General features: G+C 35.4%; 18 protein-coding genes and 1 tRNA gene. 9 read left to right on the top strand and 10 right to left on the bottom strand.

Features of this window, described 5'->3' with window-relative positions; all coding sequences use genetic code 11:
• Window positions 1–145 precede the first annotated feature (145 nt).
• Window positions 146–1510 (top strand): transposase, encoded by a 1365-nt coding sequence (locus CJ739_RS20510; RefSeq protein ID WP_117172267.1) that lies wholly within the window; start codon window positions 146–148, stop codon window positions 1508–1510.
• A 264-nt stretch (window positions 1511–1774) separates the two neighbouring features.
• On the opposite strand, the gene CJ739_RS02570 is transcribed toward CJ739_RS20510, so the two are convergent.
• The 4 genes from CJ739_RS02570 to CJ739_RS02555 form a co-directional block, all read right to left on the bottom strand.
• A complete protein-coding gene (locus CJ739_RS02570) occupies window positions 1775–3082 on the bottom strand; it encodes an IS110 family RNA-guided transposase (protein ID WP_117172209.1) in 1308 nt (435 codons plus the stop codon).
• Between the two features lie 280 nt (window positions 3083–3362).
• Window positions 3363–4202: a phosphatase PAP2 family protein gene (locus tag CJ739_RS02565; RefSeq protein WP_117172491.1), complete on the bottom strand. Its 840-nt coding sequence runs from the start codon at window positions 4200–4202 to the stop codon at window positions 3363–3365.
• Window positions 4203–4403: 201 nt separating this feature from the next.
• The gene (locus tag CJ739_RS02560; protein WP_117172490.1) at window positions 4404–5018 is read right to left on the bottom strand and encodes a deoxynucleoside kinase; all 615 of its coding nucleotides are present in this window, start codon (window positions 5016–5018) and stop codon (window positions 4404–4406) included.
• A 1-nt stretch (window position 5019) separates the two neighbouring features.
• On the bottom strand, window positions 5020–5808 hold the full coding sequence (locus CJ739_RS02555; RefSeq protein WP_117172489.1) for a hypothetical protein: 789 nt from the start codon (window positions 5806–5808) through the stop codon (window positions 5020–5022).
• 426 nt (window positions 5809–6234) lie between these two features.
• Here CJ739_RS02555 and CJ739_RS02550 point away from each other — a divergent pair, with 426 nt between their 5' ends.
• The 7 genes from CJ739_RS02550 (at window position 6235) to CJ739_RS02520 (ending at window position 12337) form a co-directional block, all read left to right on the top strand.
• The gene (locus tag CJ739_RS02550; protein WP_117172488.1) at window positions 6235–7062 is read left to right on the top strand and encodes a GLPGLI family protein; all 828 of its coding nucleotides are present in this window, start codon (window positions 6235–6237) and stop codon (window positions 7060–7062) included.
• Window positions 7063–7387: 325 nt separating this feature from the next.
• Window positions 7388–7469: transfer RNA gene (locus CJ739_RS02545), tRNA-Tyr, on the top strand.
• Between the two features lie 209 nt (window positions 7470–7678).
• Entirely contained in the window at window positions 7679–10093 is a 2415-nt protein-coding gene (locus CJ739_RS02540; protein ID WP_117172487.1) for a glycoside hydrolase family 2 TIM barrel-domain containing protein, read from the top strand.
• A 502-nt stretch (window positions 10094–10595) separates the two neighbouring features.
• The gene (locus CJ739_RS02535) at window positions 10596–11249 is read left to right on the top strand and encodes a porin family protein (RefSeq protein ID WP_117172486.1); all 654 of its coding nucleotides are present in this window, start codon (window positions 10596–10598) and stop codon (window positions 11247–11249) included.
• Window positions 11250–11303: 54 nt separating this feature from the next.
• Window positions 11304–11618, top strand: a complete 315-nt coding sequence (locus tag CJ739_RS02530; protein WP_117172485.1) for a YtxH domain-containing protein — start codon at window positions 11304–11306, stop codon at window positions 11616–11618.
• Window positions 11619–11628: 10 nt separating this feature from the next.
• Window positions 11629–12018, top strand: coding sequence for a hypothetical protein (locus CJ739_RS02525; RefSeq protein WP_117172484.1), 390 nt, complete (start codon window positions 11629–11631; stop codon window positions 12016–12018).
• Window positions 12005–12337, top strand: coding sequence for a hypothetical protein (locus tag CJ739_RS02520; protein WP_117172483.1), 333 nt, complete (start codon window positions 12005–12007; stop codon window positions 12335–12337). The genes CJ739_RS02525 and CJ739_RS02520 overlap by 14 nt, the downstream gene beginning before the upstream one ends.
• Window positions 12338–12801: 464 nt before the next feature.
• Here the strand turns inward: CJ739_RS02520 and CJ739_RS20685 are convergent, their stop codons facing one another.
• Window positions 12802–13020 (bottom strand): SymE family type I addiction module toxin, encoded by a 219-nt coding sequence (locus CJ739_RS20685; RefSeq protein ID WP_257791453.1) that lies wholly within the window; start codon window positions 13018–13020, stop codon window positions 12802–12804.
• Between the two features lie 48 nt (window positions 13021–13068).
• Here CJ739_RS20685 and CJ739_RS02510 point away from each other — a divergent pair, with 48 nt between their 5' ends.
• On the top strand, window positions 13069–13263 hold the full coding sequence (locus tag CJ739_RS02510; RefSeq protein WP_117172482.1) for a hypothetical protein: 195 nt from the start codon (window positions 13069–13071) through the stop codon (window positions 13261–13263).
• A gap of 44 nt (window positions 13264–13307) precedes the next feature.
• Here CJ739_RS02510 and CJ739_RS02505 read toward each other — a convergent pair whose 3' ends face one another.
• From CJ739_RS02505 to CJ739_RS02485, 5 genes are all read right to left on the bottom strand, one after another.
• The gene (locus CJ739_RS02505) at window positions 13308–14036 is read right to left on the bottom strand and encodes a carbon-nitrogen hydrolase family protein (RefSeq protein ID WP_117172481.1); all 729 of its coding nucleotides are present in this window, start codon (window positions 14034–14036) and stop codon (window positions 13308–13310) included.
• A gap of 7 nt (window positions 14037–14043) precedes the next feature.
• A complete protein-coding gene (locus CJ739_RS02500; protein WP_162880105.1) occupies window positions 14044–14892 on the bottom strand; it encodes an alpha/beta fold hydrolase in 849 nt (282 codons plus the stop codon).
• A gap of 83 nt (window positions 14893–14975) precedes the next feature.
• A complete protein-coding gene (locus tag CJ739_RS02495; protein WP_117172479.1) occupies window positions 14976–15404 on the bottom strand; it encodes a hypothetical protein in 429 nt (142 codons plus the stop codon).
• A 516-nt stretch (window positions 15405–15920) separates the two neighbouring features.
• Window positions 15921–16160 carry a CBU_0592 family membrane protein gene (locus CJ739_RS02490; RefSeq protein ID WP_117172478.1) on the bottom strand — a complete coding sequence of 80 codons (240 nt, stop codon included), beginning with the start codon at window positions 16158–16160 and terminating at the stop codon, window positions 15921–15923.
• Between the two features lie 36 nt (window positions 16161–16196).
• Complete coding sequence (locus CJ739_RS02485) at window positions 16197–17084, bottom strand: dienelactone hydrolase family protein (protein WP_117172477.1); 888 nt, start codon at window positions 17082–17084, stop codon at window positions 16197–16199.
• Window positions 17085–17097: the final 13 nt, after the last annotated feature.

Here is a 17097-nt window from a genome sequence, read left to right as displayed (position 1 = left end):
GAGCTTGTCGAAGTCCTAATTTTAAAAAGGCATATTCATAATAATATAAACTATTGTTTTTCAATAAAATAGGTATTATATTAGAAGGAACAAACCCCGAAATTGCTCCAAACGGGCCAAAAACGGGGTTTTCTTTTAAAGTGTGATGCCAAAAATAATACGTTTAAGCGAATTTCAATACGAAATTCCAATTTTCGCCATCAATAAAGATTTTGATGGATTTTATGCCCAATTTCTAAAAACCGATTTGGGCAAAATTTACCTTTCCACGCCTTTTTCCGAGCTTGGTCAATCTTTCAAATTGAAAGATTCTAAAAAAGGAACCCATTGCTATTTTAGTCCCAAAGGGAAAATTGCCCTGATGATGCTCAAAAACTATTATGGATGCTCGGACAAGAAACTGATCGAGCTTTTGAATGGAAATATTTTCATGCAGTTTTTTTGCGATATTCTAATTCCCATCGATAAACCGCTGACCAACTTTAAGATCGTGAGCCAAATCAGGATGGAGCTTTCCAAGGGTTTAAATATTAGAAGATCCCAAGAAGTACTTGCCAAGAACTGGATTCCTTATATGAAGGACCTGGACAAAATGTTTACCGATGCGACCTGTTACGAGAGCGAAGTGCGTTTTCCAACCAATCAGAAATTGCTTTGGGAATGCGTTCAGTGGAACTACAGACAAATGGAATCCTTATGCCGCACTTTGAAAATCAAATTGCCCAGGACCAAATATCTGGATTGGTGCAGACGCTATAACGAGTATTCGAAAAAACGAAAGAAACAATCCAAATACCGCACAAAAGTAACCCGAGGGTTACTGAAATTACTGTACAAACTTAACGGTGCACTGGGTCAGATAGAAAATCAATATCCATTTGAATCCACCGCTAAATACAAGCGACAACGATCCATTATTGCCAAAGTTTACCGGCAACAGGCACAAATATTTAAAACAGGAAAAAGTGTTCCCGATAGAATCGTAAGCATCAGCAAAAGTTACATTCGTCCAATTGTGCGGGGCAAAGAAACCAAACAGGTAGAATTTGGAGCAAAAGTGAACAAAGTTCAAATAGACGGAATCAATTTTATTGAGCATATCCAGTACCGTGCCTTCAATGAAGGGACCCGTTTGCAGAGCAGTGTATCTTGCGCCCAAAACCTGACCAAGACTAAAATAAAAATACTGGGGGCAGATGCTATTTATGCTACCAATAAAAACCGAACATTTACCTCAAGTCGCAAAATCCAGACCGATTTTATCAGAAAAGGAAAGGCTGGTAAAAACGAAGAACAGCGTAAAATTTTGGCCAGAGAAATCAAAAAAGAACGTTCCACACGTCTTGAAGGAAGCTTTGGTAAAGAAAAAGAACATTACAACCTGAAAAAGATCAAGGCCAAAACCCAAAAGAGCGAGATTCTCTGGATTTTCTTCGGAATCCATACAGCCAATGCTCTTGAAATTGGAAGAAGAATTTACAGCTCTCGATTTAAAAACTTAGCTGCTTAAAAAAACGAAAGCTAACTTCGATGGGATACTTGTGTCCTGTTGGAAACAAAAACGCATTCTTTTCTATAAAATTATCCTTAAAAAACTCCAAATAACAAAAATGACCGATTTTGAAAATCAAAATCGGTCATTTTTTATGTTAGTTTTACTCAAAAGTACTCTTACTTCTGAATGTGCCTAAAAAACGTCATTGGTAGCTTGTCGAAATATTTTAACTTATTGGTAATCAATATCGGTTTCGACAAGCTACCATTGACGTATTTGCTAAACCGCTGTTTTATAGCTAATTGACAAACCAAGTTCTCTTGCCATTTTCATAATGTTCTTTTGTTTATTAAACAAGATCTTCTCCTCATAATCTTTGATTCCCTTCTCTACATATGACAGTCCTTTAACAAATAGCTTCCAATAGAGCTCTGCCAGTTTTCTTGCCATTGCCTTTATTGCCGGTGATGCCCCTTTCTTTGCCCTTATCTTTCTGCCAAAAGCACCCAATGCAATTTTCTTGCTGTTGAGCAGGCTCGTGGCCGCTTGCTTAAATATCAGGCCGGCCTTTGGTTGTCCTTTAGCCTTATAGTTTTTTTTCATCTTGCCCGAATGGTGCTGTTTTGGCGCCAGTCCCAACCAGGAAGTAAAATGCTTTTCTGTTTTCCATTTATGTAAATCAGTCCCTATTTCCGATAGGAGCTGCATCCAATTATAATCTGTTATACCGGGTAGGACCGTAGCATCTTTGCCTTCAAATATTTGCAATAGATAACGGTCCATTCCTTCTATATTTGGTTTGTGGTGCCTCACGTTTTTTCGTGGAGTTGCCTTATTTGATACTTTAGGCCGGTTTGCCCCCATCTTTTTAAGGACTTCTTCCATTTTCAGATCACAACCGGCAATTTGTTGTTGATAAAAATCATAGCACACCACTGCTTGGCCCAAAGCAAATAGCCCTGCTTCATTGTAGTGCCCTTTCAAGGATTTAAGGATCAGTTCCTTTTTTGTTTTCAACACACTCCCATGGCATAGCTTTACCAAAACCCCGGGATCCCTTTCGCCCTTTAAGATCGCCCTGATTATTTTCAATCCACTTACCCCGTGAACTTGGTCCAGAACTTCTTTTAGCCGAACGTTCATCAGGGTCAGTGCTTTTTGCATATGGTTAATATGCATAGCAGCACTACGGATGTGATCTTCGCGCAGGCGTTGATAGCTCCTTAGTTCATGTACCAGTTCATCTGCAACAAAACAACGGTTCAACAAACCATAGCTGTGCAATTGCTGTATCCATTGACAGTCCTTTACATCGGTCTTTCTGCCTGGAACTTGTTTTGTGCTCCTGCCATCCACCAACCATACATCGATGCCTCTTGCCTTCAATATATCATAGAGGATGACCCAATACACTCCCGTGGCTTCCATGGCCACTGAGGTTACATTGTTTTCCTCTAAGTAAGATACCGCCTGTTCCAGATCTGATGTGAAGGTATCAAAACTGCGAACCTCCTTATCTTCAAGACCTATGAAGATTTTTTTGGCTCCGATATCGATCCCTCCTGCGTTTTTCCTGATTTTTTTCATCCTACATTATTTTTTAAAATCACACCCAGAAAATTTTTATGCTTGCTAGACTACCATTCGGGCATTATTATAAATAAGCACCATAATCGCTACCCCTATTTTCTGAAAACCATACTCAACCACAGGTATATAAACACTACGCTGTGCCTCGGAAATATTGTGACTTTTTGTTAAACTTGCACAAAATACGTCATCGCATTCGCTAGTTAAAAACTTTAACAAAAGTCTCAACCTGACAAATTAAATTTAAAGGACTTTTTAGACAGTTTCTTTTTTTTATTTAGAATGTACCAACAAAGCCTAAAGTACCATAGCCAGCTTTCAGTTGCCAGCTTATATGCTTTGGTTTTGAATAGTTGTAGGCGTTTTTCTTCTTCATAAAATTATCCACACCATCAACTACCACAATGCTTATGGCTATACCAAGCCCTACATCACTTAGCCAATGGGCGTCTGCCCATAATCTTGAAATAGGAGCAATGGAACCAACGGTATAAATACCAGCTTTTGCCCAAAAATTATCAAATTGCTTTGCAATCGCATGTGCCATTGAAAATGACAAAATAGCGTGACCTGATGGGAATGAATGGTATCCTGGCGTACCTTCAAAAGGCTTAAATTCGTTTCGGTTACCAGACATTGGTCGGGCGCGTCCAACAGCGGTTTTAGAAATGGATTGAATAATACCCGATGTCGCTGCCGATGCAATTATAAGAACACCTGTATGGCGTACTTTTTCGTTATCGGTTATAAGTCCGAAACCATAAACCCCAGCGGAAATCATAAAGAAGTTTTGCGGACTTCCAAAGTACCAACCAAACTCTTTTAAAACTTGTGGCACTTCGTTTTGATGGTTTTGGAAAAAAGTCCGTGCGTCATTATCTGCAAGATAAAGAATTCCAGTGCCAGCAACTACGCCGCCTGCGGTGATAAAATCATCTTTTTGCCATCGTAAAGGCTGTGTGAATCCATTACCGATGCTTTGTAAGGTGAATTTTCCATCATAGGCAAGTTGCTTCCAAACTCTGTTTTTTGTTACCGTTATGTCTTCTTGGGAATAACTATTAATTGAAAATAAAATATAAGCAGATAGTGCTATTAAAGTTTTAAAATTCAGCATGTAATATTAATATCAAGTTTATTTTAGTACATGAGAAAAACTGCAGAGTGTCACATTGAGCGCAGTCGAAATGCGATTAAATAACAATATTTTCAATGTCTTCGACTTTAGTTTATCTTGAGCGCAGTCGAAAGGCTCAGACTGACATCTGAATATATTTGGATTTTTGTCATGTACTAAACAAGTTTATTCTAAAACCTTCTAAAACAACCCATTTATTTCCGCATCAATGGTATTGATTACATGGCCTAAATCTTCTGGTTTGTCTACAAAATTAAGTTTGTCAACATCAATAATTAAAAGTTTGCCTTTAGTGTAACCATGTATCCAAGCCTCGTAGCGTTCATTCAATCTGCTTAAATAATCGATGCTTATAGAGTTTTCATAATCGCGTCCACGTTTATGGATTTGCGATACTAAATTAGGAATGGTGCTTCTCAGATAAATTAACACGTCAGGGCCTTTTACCAACGATTCCATTAAATCGAAAAGCGATTTGTAGTTTTCGTAATCGCGATTGGTCATTAAACCCATAGCATGTAAGTTAGGAGCGAAAATATGGGCGTCTTCATAAATGGTTCGGTCTTGAATGATGTCTTTGCCACTCTCTCGAATTTGCAAAACCTGACGAAACCTACTGTTTAAAAAATACACTTGTAAATTAAAACTCCAACGTTCCATTTGATTGTAAAAATCGTCTAAATATGGATTATCTACAACGTCCTCAAGTTGTGCCTCCCATTTATAATGTTTTGCTAGTAATTTTGTAAGGGTTGTTTTTCCTGCGCCAATATTTCCGGCAATAGCAATATGCATGTTAGTTGATTTTTAATTGGTACTTATGTAGGGTTTCGTCATTGTAAATATACAAGGTTTCGTTGGTTACATAAAACTGATTTATTAACAAATTTGGTAAGCGAATGGGAAGGATTGTTTCTGAATCTTTTTTCAGGTAAAACAAAGCATTATCTTTTTTAAAAATGATGTTTTCATTATCAATTTCCATAGATGTATATCCTTGGTTTTTTATTTTCTTTAAAAGATTTCCAAAATAATCATATACATAAAGTGCTTTTTCAGTAAGAACCCAGCAATTGTTGTAATTACTTTTTAAATCTAAAACAGCACTTTTAATAGGTAATGTTTTTGCACGCGTGGTATTGCTTTTATAATCGAAAAGCTCTAGTTGCTGGGTATTTTCATTAAAAATCCAAAGCGTATTATCGGAGCCTGTAGCCACATGCGACACATTTTTATAATCGGAAAGGGTGTTAAAATCAATTTTAAATATTTCGGCTAATCGGTTGTCTAAAACGATAACCGTATTAAAGTTTTTATAAAAAACATTGATTTTTAAAGGGTTGAAGGTGTTTACAGATGTGATGTTTCCTAATTGGAAGTTATTGTAGCCAATATCAAGCCCCTTGGTTTTTGTGCTATGCTTAAACAGCACATTTTCCAAAATATAAAACGTGTCGTTAAAGTTGTTGGTGCTAACAAAAACATCGGCCTCTAGTTCTGTTTTTTCAATCAATGAAGCTTCAACAAATTCTTGGGCATCCATGGACATTGAAAGAAAAATAAATAAATATAAAATGTATTTCATAGTGGGACGAAAAATACAAAAATTAATAAAATAATTCGGTTATTCGTTATTTATTAGCTGTTCAAATTAATTGAACTCGTTTAAACTTTTTACAATTGGCTTAAAAATGGTCTTTTTGCAGTTACTTTTTAAACTAATTGAAGTTTTTTAAGTCTAACTAGAGGCTGTCTAAAAAGTCTAGTTCTATGTCATATTGAGCACTTCGACAAGCTCAGCACAGGCTTTGTCGAAATATTTTAACTTATCGGTAATCCATATCGGTTTCGACAAGCTCAACCTGACAAATTAAATTTAAAGGACTTTTAGACAGCCTTCTAAATCTAAAAGTTGGTACTATATGAAACACCCATAAGAATCACATTCACACACGAAGATGATTATAAAGGGTGTTCCATCTGACAATTAAAAAACAATAAATATAAACTGATGAAACGCTATTTTATTAAAACACATATTATTTATTTAGCCTTTTTTACGTCTGTTTTGGCATTTGCCCAAAAAGATTTTCAAGGAAAAGCGTATTACGAATCTAAAACCGCAGTCGATATGAGCAATTTTGGAGGTAGTGATATGAGTGAAGAACGAAGAAACCAAATAGCCGATCGTATGAGAAGCAGACTTGAAAAAACATTTGTACTTACTTTTAATCAATCCGAATCTTTTTATAAAGAAGAAGAAAAACTAGAGACTTCAGGAGGTGGCAACCGTTGGGGTGCCATGATGAGCAGTTTTACAGGCGGTCCGCAGTATAAAAATATTAAAAGCAACTTGTTGTTACAAGAACAGGAGTTTTTTGGAAAGCAATTTTTAATTAAAGATTCACTGCCCAAGTTCAACTGGAAAATGGAAGCTGAAACCAAACAAATAGGGCAGTATACGTGTTTTAAAGCCACAGCAACAAAAACAGTTGATGCGGTAGATTTTACACGTTTTAGAAGACCGCCGAATGATGATGAAACCGAAACACCAAAAGCCAAAGAAATACAAATAGTAGCGTGGTACACCATGCAGATCCCTGTTAGTCTAGGACCCGATGATTATTGGGGGCTTCCCGGTTTGATTTTAGAAGTGAATGCCGATAGAACGACTATATATTGCTCTAAAATTATATTAAATCCAGAAGAGAAGGATGTTATTGTAATGCCTTCAAAAGGAAAAGAAGTAACAAGAGAAGCATACACATCTATTGTTAAAAAGAAAACCGAAGAGATGCGCCAAAGTTTTAGAAATGGTGGAGGCGGTGGCAGAAGATAAAATCAATAATTTAATAGTGTCTGATTCAAGATTCAAGGCTTTGTTAAAAGAAAATAGAAAATAGAATAAAGAAAATAGACTAGACTAAATGGCAACAAATTGATATTCAAATGGATATTTGCTTTTTTATTTTTGTTTTAATATTCGCTAGGTAACAAATTATTACAGAAGCAAGCCCGCAAATTCATAATCTCTTAAAAAGCCTATTATCATTGCGTTTGCAGAGAATTGTAAAGGTTTTATCGGATAACAATGATATGAATTATAAAAAGCGCATTTTTATTTTGCATAGTTGCTAAACTATAATATATTTGCGCTCGGTTTTGGGGAGATACTCAAGCGGCCAACGAGGGCAGACTGTAAATCTGCTGACTTAGTCTTCGCAGGTTCGAATCCTGCTCTCCCCACAGAAAAAGCAAGCTAATTTTGGCTTGCTTTTTTTATTTGATCAACTCCAAAACCTGTGGCGTAGCAAAGATTACGTTAATCAGAACTCTAAAAAACAGCTCCTTAACAAGCCCTAAAAATAAAAGTTTAAAATAAGTTTTATTTTTTACATATTTATAAGTGTATTTTCTACATTTGTAAATCAAGCCAATTAAAAGCCAAAAAAAACATGCTAAAGTTTCGCCGCTTTCTACTCGCACTTTTTGTATTCAGTTTTTTTATAACTACCTATAGCCAACAAACTACAGAGCGCAAACAGCTCTTTGATTCCAATTGGAAATTTTATTTAGGAGATCCGCTAAACGCCAACACCCCTAATTTTGACGACAGCAATTGGCGAGAACTTGATTTACCGCACGATTGGAGCATTGAAGGGCAAACAGACCCTAAAAACCCAATGGGCAATGATGGCGGCTATTTTCCCGCTGGTATTGGTTGGTATCGAAAAACATTTACACCAACCTCAGAATGGAAAGACAAAAAAATCACTATCTATTTTGAAGGCGTATATATGAATTCAGAGGTTTTTATCAATGGAAAATCCCTAGGTATTTATCCTTACGGGTACACCTCATTTGGTTACGACCTAACGCCCTATATAGATTTAAACAAAGAAAATAGTATTTCTGTTCGCGTTGACAATGCCCAACAGAAAAATTCTCGTTGGTATAGCGGCTCGGGTATCTATCGCCATGTTTGGATGATTGTCACCAATCCGGTACATATTACCAATTGGGGCACAGCCATTTCTACTCCCGAAGTATCTTCTAAAAAAGCGACCGTTAAAATAAAAACAACGGTTAAAAATGAAACTGCTTCATCACAAAATATGGTGATTAAAACCAAGCTTCAGGGCAAAAACAAAGGAAACGCAGGAGACAACCAAATAAATGTAACGCTTGCAGCAAATAGCGAAAAAGAAGTAGAACAAACCATAACGGTTTCAAAACCGGAATTATGGTCACCAGAAACCCCAAACTTATATTCAGCTCAAATACAAATACTAAAGGGCAAAGAAGTCGTTGACAACACCAAACAAACATTTGGTATACGCTCCATAAAATTCACTCCGGAAGACGGATTTCAACTAAATGGTAAACCTGTTATCCTGAATGGTGGTTGCGTACATCACGATAATGGTTCTTTGGGTGCTGCAGCATACGACAGAGCCGAAGAACGAAAAGTAAAATTGCTCAAATCGGCAGGATTTAATGCCGTGAGAACGGCACACAACCCTTCTTCGGAAGCCTTTTTAGATGCCTGTGACAAATATGGCTTATTCGTTATTGACGAATGCTTTGACGGATGGAGGGAAAGTAAAACCCCAAATGACTATGCCAAGTATTTTGATGCGTGGGCACAACGCGACTTAAAAGCCATGGTATTGCGCGATCGCAATCATCCTTCAATAATTATGTGGAGTATCGGGAACGAAATTATCGAACGAACAAAACCGGAAGCTGTTGAGACTGCTAAAATGCTGGTCAATACAATCAAGAATACAGATACTACACGACCGGTGACTTCGGCAATGACTACTTGGGGACAGGGTTGGGAAATCTTCGATCCTTTATTTGCCGTTCACGATATTGGAGGTTACAATTATCAGTTGCACGAAGCTCCTTCAGATCACGAGCGGGTGCCTTCAAGAATTATAGTGCAAACAGAATCTTATCCTAAAGACGCATTTGCCAACTGGAACTTGACACAAAACAACAAATATATTATTGGCGATTTTGTATGGACCGCTATAGATTATCTTGGCGAATCTGGAATAGGACGTTATTATTACCCCGGCGAAACCGAAGGAGAACATTACGTTAGAGACCATTTTCCTTATCATGGAGCATATTGTGGTGATATTGATTTGATAGGTTGGCGAAAACCTATTTCGCATTATCGGGACATGTTATACAACGGTACTGAAAAAATATATTTGGCCGTAAAAGAACCCAATCCAGAAAATGGCGAAATCAAATTAACAGATTGGTCCGTTTGGCCCACATGGGAAAGCTGGACTTGGCCAGGACATGAAGGTAAAGATATTGAGGTAGAAGTATATTCCAGATATCCTAAAGTGAGATTGTATCTTAATAAAGAACTCATAGGCGAACAATCAACGACCAAAGAACAAGAGTTCAAAGCAAACTTTACTTTGCCCTATTCCAGTGGTGAATTGACTGCTGTGGGAGTAAAAGACAATAACGAAATAGAAACAACGGTTTTAAAAACCTCCGGCAATCCCACTAAAATTAGGCTAATTGCCGACAGAACACAGTTGGTGGCTAACGGACAGGATTTATCGTTCATTACCATTGAAGTCATTGACACAGCAGGAACCATCAACCCTAATGCAGAAAACCAACTTCAGTTTGATATTGATGGCCCTGGAGTGATTGTGGCTGTTGACAATGCCAACCTTAAAGACACCGATTTATACGTTGCCAATAAACGAAAAGCATGGAAGGGAAAAGCAATGGTTATAATTAAAAGTACTTCAAAAACTGGAGACATAAAGCTTACGGTAAGTTCCCCAGAATTAAAAGAAGCTACCATCCATATTAAATCTGTTTCAGACAAATAATATTCCGTTTCTTCTCTTTTTCAACAGAATACTGATAGAGCCGCAAGAGGTTAAAAAGTCTAGTCCTATATTCATATTGAGTTTGTTAAAATGTTTTAACTTGCTGGTACTCAATATCGGTTTCGACAAGCTCCTGACAAATTAAATTTAAAGGACTTTTTAGCCTCTTGTTTTTTTATATCTTTCCTCAGAACTTTAAAATTTCCTATACTCGCAAAACTTTTACAATTCACTGCAAACACAGTGATAATGGCTTTTTAAAAGATTACAGATTTGTTATCATTGAGTCTATATTCTTTAGTCTATATTCTATTTTCTTTTAGCGGTCTTGAATCTTTAATTGGATCCTAATTTAAAACATATAAAAACTTATTTTTAAATCACTTCTAAGTTGAAAAATGGGAATTCTATAAAATATCTAAAATATTTTATAATAAACAAACTCTAAGTCTGTCGCATCTTTGTAGCATACGATAAACAATAAAACCTCAAACCTCAAATTATGAAAAATAGATTTCAAATAATCATAGCTCTGGTTTTAACCTTAGGAGCATCATTCATACCATTACAAGCACAAACAACTACCTCTCCAGATGCAGGATTTGGTATTAAAGGTGGTCTTAATTTTTCAAACATGTACACAGAAGATGTAGATGATAATAATGTATTAACAAGCTTTAATGCAGGTTTATATGTAAGTATGCCAATAAGCGATTTTTTGGCGATACAACCTGAGTTTTTATTTAGTAGAAAAGGTTCTAAATTAATGTATGACAATATTTTCGCAGAGGGCGAAGCCAAGTTTAAGTTAAATTACATTGAAGTACCTGTATTGCTTAAGGCAAATGTAACTCCCAATTTTAATATTCATGTAGGTCCTTATGTTGCCTATTTAATTGATGCACAAGTAACGAATGAAGCAGATGATGGTTCATTCGATTTTGAAGAGAATTTTGATAATGACGACTTCAATAAAATTGATGCTGGTATTTCAGCCGGTATTGGTTTTGACTTTGAATCAATTGGAATTGGAGCACGTTATAACTATGGACTTACAACCGTAGGTAAAGAGCGGGAGATTGGTGATGGCACTTATACCTTTCCAGATGGAAAAAATAGTAATATTAGTGTATATGTTGCACTACAATTAAACTAACATAAAGTATGTTAGTGTAAAATAATAATAATTAATAATTTAAAAAAAAAGACAATGAAAACAAGTAAAGCAGTAATTGGCGTATTAAGCGGCGTGGCCGTAGGTGCAGCCCTTGGGGTTTTATTCGCCCCAGATAAAGGTTCGGAAACAAGAAATAAAATTGCTAAAAAAAGCAAGGATATTAAAGACAAGGCAGTGAGTGGTTTGAAAGATGTTGCAGATTCTGTATCAAACACATACCATTCGGTTGTAAGCAAAGGCGAAGAACTGGTAAATAAGGGCGAAAAAATAGTAAATGAAGGAAAAGAAGAAATTAAGCAGGAAGCAAGGGACATGAAGGGGACTGTAAGAGAACAAATGAATAAATAAAGAAGAATAAATGGATACTATTGCAACAAATATAGAATTGCTTTATGAAAAAGCTAAAGATTATGCAGAGATTAATATAGAATTGGGAAAACTTTACGCAATAGACAAAATTGCCGATGTAGCTTCATCAATTCTATCAAGGCTAGTAATAACTATGGGTGTTGCAATGGTAGTTCTCTTTCTAAGCATTGGTCTTAGTCTCTATTTAGGAGAACTCCTGGGTAAAGACTATTTCGGCTTTTTAGTTGTATCTGGCTTTTATTTAATAGTAACCATTTGTATTAGCTTTTACAGAGATAAAATAATTAAAGCGCCTGTAGCAAATTTATTTATTGAAAAATTGCTAAAGAAAAAACACATGTTAAATAATTCTAAAACTAATTCAAATGACATGGCATAAAAATCAAACTTCGGAATTAGATATCATGATTGCACGTTTAGAACTTGAAAAAAAGATAAAGTTTGAAGAATTAAAAGAGCAATTGGCTATAACTTCCGAAAGTATAAAACCAATTAATATTATTAAGGATACATTTCAAGATTTTACACATTCCCCCGATTTAAAATCTAATTTATTACAAACAGCAGTAAGTATCACGGGAGGCTATTTGTCTAAAAAACTACTATTTGGGAAATCTAAATCATTTTTCAAAAAAACCATAGGGAATCTTTTGCAATATGGTGTAGCCTATTTTATTTCAAAAAAAGTAAAAGCCTAGTTCGTGTTATTTGAACTCATTTTGACTTTTTTGATTGAAGCGAAAAATAGAGATTTTAGTTCCAGATTTTAGCTTTTTAGCACTTCATAGCAGCGCTACGGAGTAAAAAAACAGGTGAAATATGGGGCAAAAAGATTATTTTGTAGCCAATTGAAAAAAGTGAAGATGAGTTCTTTATATGAATCCATGGTTAGGTTTTAAAGAATATAATATTAAGCAAGTTTAGGGATATAGCGTTTCCAAAGTTAAAAGTTTGGGAAAAAGCTATATCCCTAATTCGTAAGGATCATTTTCAACCTTTGATTTACATACTTTCGTTAAAAACAGCGCATGCCGTTTTGGGTATTTAAAACAGAGGCAATAAGAAGAAGTCCAACATGGTTATTGTTGACTTAGGTTATGTTTTTTAATGATTTTCTTTTTAAGGGTAATGATACGAAGCTTAGCCGGAATGGACATCGTCGCTATTTTTCCCTCTTTTCAATTAATGTGATAGTCAGTTTATTCTTTTGTTGTTTAATTTCAATTTCTTTTCCTATTTCAAAGCCGAGTTTTTTCAACCAATTTCCTTCCAATCGTATCTCTGGCACTGTCGTATTGTCCCAAGTTCGATTTCTGAATTTTTGATAGATTTTTAGCTTTCTAAATTGGCTTATTAATCGGTTGTTCGCTATTACGAACACACGATATAAATAATTTATGGATATTCGTAGTATTAAAAAACAAATGATATGAGCAAAAGATACACCAAAGCCGATTTAGAAACGATTGTCTACAAACAATTAGAAAATTTAAATGCCATGCATGATTTAATAGGGATTATGAAATTCCAAAATAACCTGCTCCAAAACCTCAATAAAACCTTAAGTGAGGAAATTGGGGAGTTTAAAGAACACCAAGCCATGCATCCAATTCGCGGCAAGTAAAAATTGTAACTATAAAATGTGGCTTAATGGTATCGGGGAGCAGTTTATATGGTTTGTTCAATTATTTCTTCTGTTTCAGTATCAAAAACTAATATTCCTTCAACCTTGTCATTAAGTTGTCCAATTAATTTCCCTTGTTTTGTCCAAACAGATGTTTGTCCAACACTTAAAAAATTGTCGCAATAACCAATACAATTAGACATCAAAATTGGAATAGAATTTTTCTGGGCAATTTCTGGGTAGTGTTTCATAGCTTTGTCAATACCATTTTGTGATTTTGCAACACTTGCCACATATATTTCTGCTCCAAGTTTCTTTGCGTTGTCCGAATGGTCGGTTTGTAAACTTTCATAGCAAATGGCTGGGGCAATTTTTTTATTGTCAATTGTCAAAATGATTTGCTTTTCTCCATTTACAAAATAAGGAAACTCGTCAGAATGTAGTTGTTGTTTTGAATAAGTCTGTCTTGGTGAGTTTGGGTGAAAAATTATCATACTAATTTTTATTCCTGAATTTGAGTTTGTTGGCATGCCGATTCCAATAGTAATTCTGTTTTTATTACTAATTTCTTGGAAGTCGTCAAATTCTTTGTTGTCTTGATTTGTTGCCAACTCTTTTGCAAGTTCAGGTTCATAACCTGTTACAGAAAGTTCGGGAAAAAATATAGTGTCCACTTTGTATAAAATAGCAAGGGATATTAATTTTTTATGTGTTTCAATATTTGCAGAAATATCTCCCTTAATTGATTTTGTTTGTGCTACTGAAATTTTCATTATGCCGTCATTTTAAAATATAATCAAATGGAACGGAAAAAAATCGATTTGCTATTTCGTTGAATATTTCTGGATTGTTCCGAGGGGCTCCGTGATTAATACCTGGCATAATGCAAAGCTGACCTTTAGGGAGATTATTGAAAATTTCAACAGCGTGCTCGTTTTTAATAATGTCTCTGTCTCCAACCATTACCAAAACAGGGGCTGCTATTTTTTTTAAATCGGAATGGCTAATATTTGGTTGGTTTAATAAAAGTCCATCGAGCTGAAGTTCTAGATTCCAATCTTGAGAAGTATCACCATTTGCTATCATTTTCTTTACTTGAGCTTGATTTTTTCTAACATTTTCAGGAGCCCAACTATTAACTGCTGTAGTGTCAGGTCTTAAATTTGCGCCCATTGCAACTATTTTTTTGATTTTAGTTTTTTTGCTAATTCCCATTTTTAAACCGATTATGCCTCCATCACTCCATCCAAGAATATTAATGGAATCTAATTTTAGGTAATTAACTAATCCTTCCCAATCTTTTGTTATTTGAGTATAAGTTAGTGAGTCGGTTTTCAATTCTGATTTTCCTTGACCCCTACTATCGGCTACAATGACTCTGTATTTATTTTTAAAATAATCAATTTGATATTCCATTGATTTAATATCTGCGCCACATCCGTGAATTAACAGTAGCGGTTCTCCTTTTCCATATTCCTCATAATATATTTTTGCCCCATTTAAATCTACGTATTTCCCGACTGAGTCATTACTTCCATAAGGTATGTCAAATTTATTTTGAGCATTTGTAATACTAAATTGAAATATTAGGGAGAGAAATAAAATTTGATGTGTAATTGAATTTTTCATTCTGTCGGTTTTAATTGTAGCAAACGTGCAACCAAACTTTGTATTAGCAAAAACTAGCAATTTTTTATACACGGTAGTAGTTGCTATAATTTTTTCCAATAATCTGAATCCTCATTAAGAAGAAAAAGGTTAAGTTGTTCTATATATTCAGTTTTCAATAATTTGTCCATTGTTTGAGATTCAAAATCTTCACGAATTAGTTCATCTATTCTAAAAACTGTTTTCCCAGGAAAAGAATTAATTACTTCACGGTCGATATCAATAACAATTTTGTCTGCATCAAACAATTTATTTACAATCCAACTATATTTTATTCTTGGATAACTAATATTTAAAATTCCATTTTTTATACTAAAGTTGAAGTCATATTTACCGCCTTTTAATTTACCTTCCATTAAACCATTTTTGTCAAGTTCATTTAAAGAATTATAAAATATAGTTACATGATTAGAAACTTTAGACAATAACTCTTCTTCTGTACTTTCAACGATATATTCTAAATAGTATCCCATTTAATTACTGCCAACAATTGAACATACCCAATTCTCTACATCCAATTTATATCCCCACGAATATAATAAATATCCACTTACAAAAAGCAGATTTTTTTAACCCTATTTACCGTTCATCGATGCTTTAAAAGTAGTTTCCTTCGAGTCTCCTTCGACATTCCTTCGAGGATTCTTCGTAAAAATCCCTATTTTACGAAGGATTCCCGAACAATCCTCGAAGGAATGTCGAACAAACCCTTATAAAATCGCTATCGAAACCCTATGAAATGTTTGTTTTGTGTGCATTTCGTCGGTGTTTTTTAATGTGAATGGGTGTTTATTTTAAAAAGTATCGATTAATTAACACGGTACACAAAGCCAACCTGTGCTTTTATGAGTAAAGCTAGGAAGTCCTTGAAAACTAGAATTTGGTTAAGTCTTGTTTGCACCTAAATCAGACGTCAGCTTATAGCTGTTTGTAGGTATTTTTTAATGGAATAAAGGTTTTTGTCATGTAAAAAAATACCTTCTAAAACCTTATGCCTTCTTATAAACCCCAAACAATCCCCAAAAACTAACCAAAACCCAGGTAGCCTCTAAAATAATAAAAGGGGTGTAGTTAATTAAAACAGAAGCATAACATGCCAAACTGGCACCTATAATGTTTAATATAAAATAGAGAACGCCATTTTTGGGTATTAAGGCACTAATGTTTAAAAAATAGGCGATAAGGATAAGTCCAACGCCTATAGTGCCAATAACATCATTGTATTGCATCGCTTAAAAAGTGTTTAAAAGGTGGTTTATAAAGGATTATTTAAGCTTTTCCTTAAAAAAAGCTATGGTTCTATCCCAAGCCAAGGTCGCTGCTTTTTCATCATAACGCGGTGTGGTGTTATTATGAAAGCCATGATTTACATCAGGATAAAAATGAGCGGTATATTCAACGTTGTTTTCTTTTAAAACCGCTTGATATGCAGGCCAGCCTTCGTTAACTCTCGTGTCTAAACCAGCAAATTGCAGTAGCAACGGTGTTTTTATTTGCGCGGCTTCTTCGGCAGTTGGTTGTCCGCCATAAAAAGGCACTGCTGCCAGTAGATTAGGTAGTTTAACCGCCATCATATTTGCAATCCAACCCCCAAAGCAAAATCCAACGACACCAATTTTTCCGTTGCAGTTTTCGTGGGTACTCAAATAGTGAAAGGCAGCGATAAAATCTTCAAGCATCTCGTTGCGGTCCCGTTTACGTTGCATCTCGCGACCGTCGTCATCATTACCGGGATAGCCACCCAAAGGCGATAAGGCATCGGGAGCTAAGCTTATAAAACCATCAAGTGCGGTACGTCTGCCCACATCTTCAATATAAGGGTTTAAGCCCCGATTTTCATGGACTACAATAACGCCGGGTAATTTGCCAGAGGTGTTGTCAGGTTTTGATAACAACCCTTTTATAGCGCCGCCACCTTTAGGCGATTGGTAGGTGATGTATTCAGATTGTAAGCGTTCATCGTTTGGTTTTACTAAAAGAGTGTCCAAATAATTGGGTGTCATATAGCTTAGTAACGCCGATACTGTTAAGCCTCCAATAGCATAAAGCGACAATTTTTCAACAAACTGGCGTCTGTCAATTTTGTTGTGGGCATAATCATCATACAAATCAAATACCTCTTGATTGATAGCCTCTTTTGTTAGTTTTTTCATGACATTAAGTTTA

This window comes from Mariniflexile sp. TRM1-10, assembly GCF_003425985.1.
Classification (GTDB): domain Bacteria; phylum Bacteroidota; class Bacteroidia; order Flavobacteriales; family Flavobacteriaceae; genus Mariniflexile.
Note: the sequence above shows the minus strand (reverse complement) of the source record. Positions and strands in the feature narration are given on the sequence as shown.

What these genes read in the sequence shown, in the direction of transcription:
- CJ739_RS02550 (WP_117172488.1), top strand. Translation starts at nt 6,235, where the DNA reads ATGAAACGCTATTTTATTAAAACACATATTATTTATTTAGCCTTTTTT.
- CJ739_RS02490 (WP_117172478.1), bottom strand. Translation starts at nt 16,160, where the DNA reads ATGCAATACAATGATGTTATTGGCACTATAGGCGTTGGACTTATCCTT.
- CJ739_RS02535 (WP_117172486.1), top strand. Translation starts at nt 10,596, where the DNA reads ATGAAAAATAGATTTCAAATAATCATAGCTCTGGTTTTAACCTTAGGA.
- CJ739_RS02565 (WP_117172491.1), bottom strand. Translation starts at nt 4,202, where the DNA reads ATGCTGAATTTTAAAACTTTAATAGCACTATCTGCTTATATTTTATTT.
- CJ739_RS02540 (WP_117172487.1), top strand. Translation starts at nt 7,679, where the DNA reads ATGCTAAAGTTTCGCCGCTTTCTACTCGCACTTTTTGTATTCAGTTTT.
- CJ739_RS02560 (WP_117172490.1), bottom strand. Translation starts at nt 5,018, where the DNA reads ATGCATATTGCTATTGCCGGAAATATTGGCGCAGGAAAAACAACCCTT.
- CJ739_RS02495 (WP_117172479.1), bottom strand. Translation starts at nt 15,404, where the DNA reads ATGGGATACTATTTAGAATATATCGTTGAAAGTACAGAAGAAGAGTTA.
- CJ739_RS02485 (WP_117172477.1), bottom strand. Translation starts at nt 17,084, where the DNA reads ATGAAAAAACTAACAAAAGAGGCTATCAATCAAGAGGTATTTGATTTG.
- CJ739_RS02510 (WP_117172482.1), top strand. Translation starts at nt 13,069, where the DNA reads ATGAGCAAAAGATACACCAAAGCCGATTTAGAAACGATTGTCTACAAA.
- CJ739_RS02555 (WP_117172489.1), bottom strand. Translation starts at nt 5,808, where the DNA reads ATGAAATACATTTTATATTTATTTATTTTTCTTTCAATGTCCATGGAT.
- CJ739_RS02505 (WP_117172481.1), bottom strand. Translation starts at nt 14,036, where the DNA reads ATGAAAATTTCAGTAGCACAAACAAAATCAATTAAGGGAGATATTTCT.
- CJ739_RS02570 (WP_117172209.1), bottom strand. Translation starts at nt 3,082, where the DNA reads ATGAAAAAAATCAGGAAAAACGCAGGAGGGATCGATATCGGAGCCAAA.
- CJ739_RS02500 (WP_162880105.1), bottom strand. Translation starts at nt 14,892, where the DNA reads ATGAAAAATTCAATTACACATCAAATTTTATTTCTCTCCCTAATATTT.
- CJ739_RS20510 (WP_117172267.1), top strand. Translation starts at nt 146, where the DNA reads ATGCCAAAAATAATACGTTTAAGCGAATTTCAATACGAAATTCCAATT.
- CJ739_RS02520 (WP_117172483.1), top strand. Translation starts at nt 12,005, where the DNA reads ATGACATGGCATAAAAATCAAACTTCGGAATTAGATATCATGATTGCA.
- CJ739_RS02530 (WP_117172485.1), top strand. Translation starts at nt 11,304, where the DNA reads ATGAAAACAAGTAAAGCAGTAATTGGCGTATTAAGCGGCGTGGCCGTA.
- CJ739_RS02525 (WP_117172484.1), top strand. Translation starts at nt 11,629, where the DNA reads ATGGATACTATTGCAACAAATATAGAATTGCTTTATGAAAAAGCTAAA.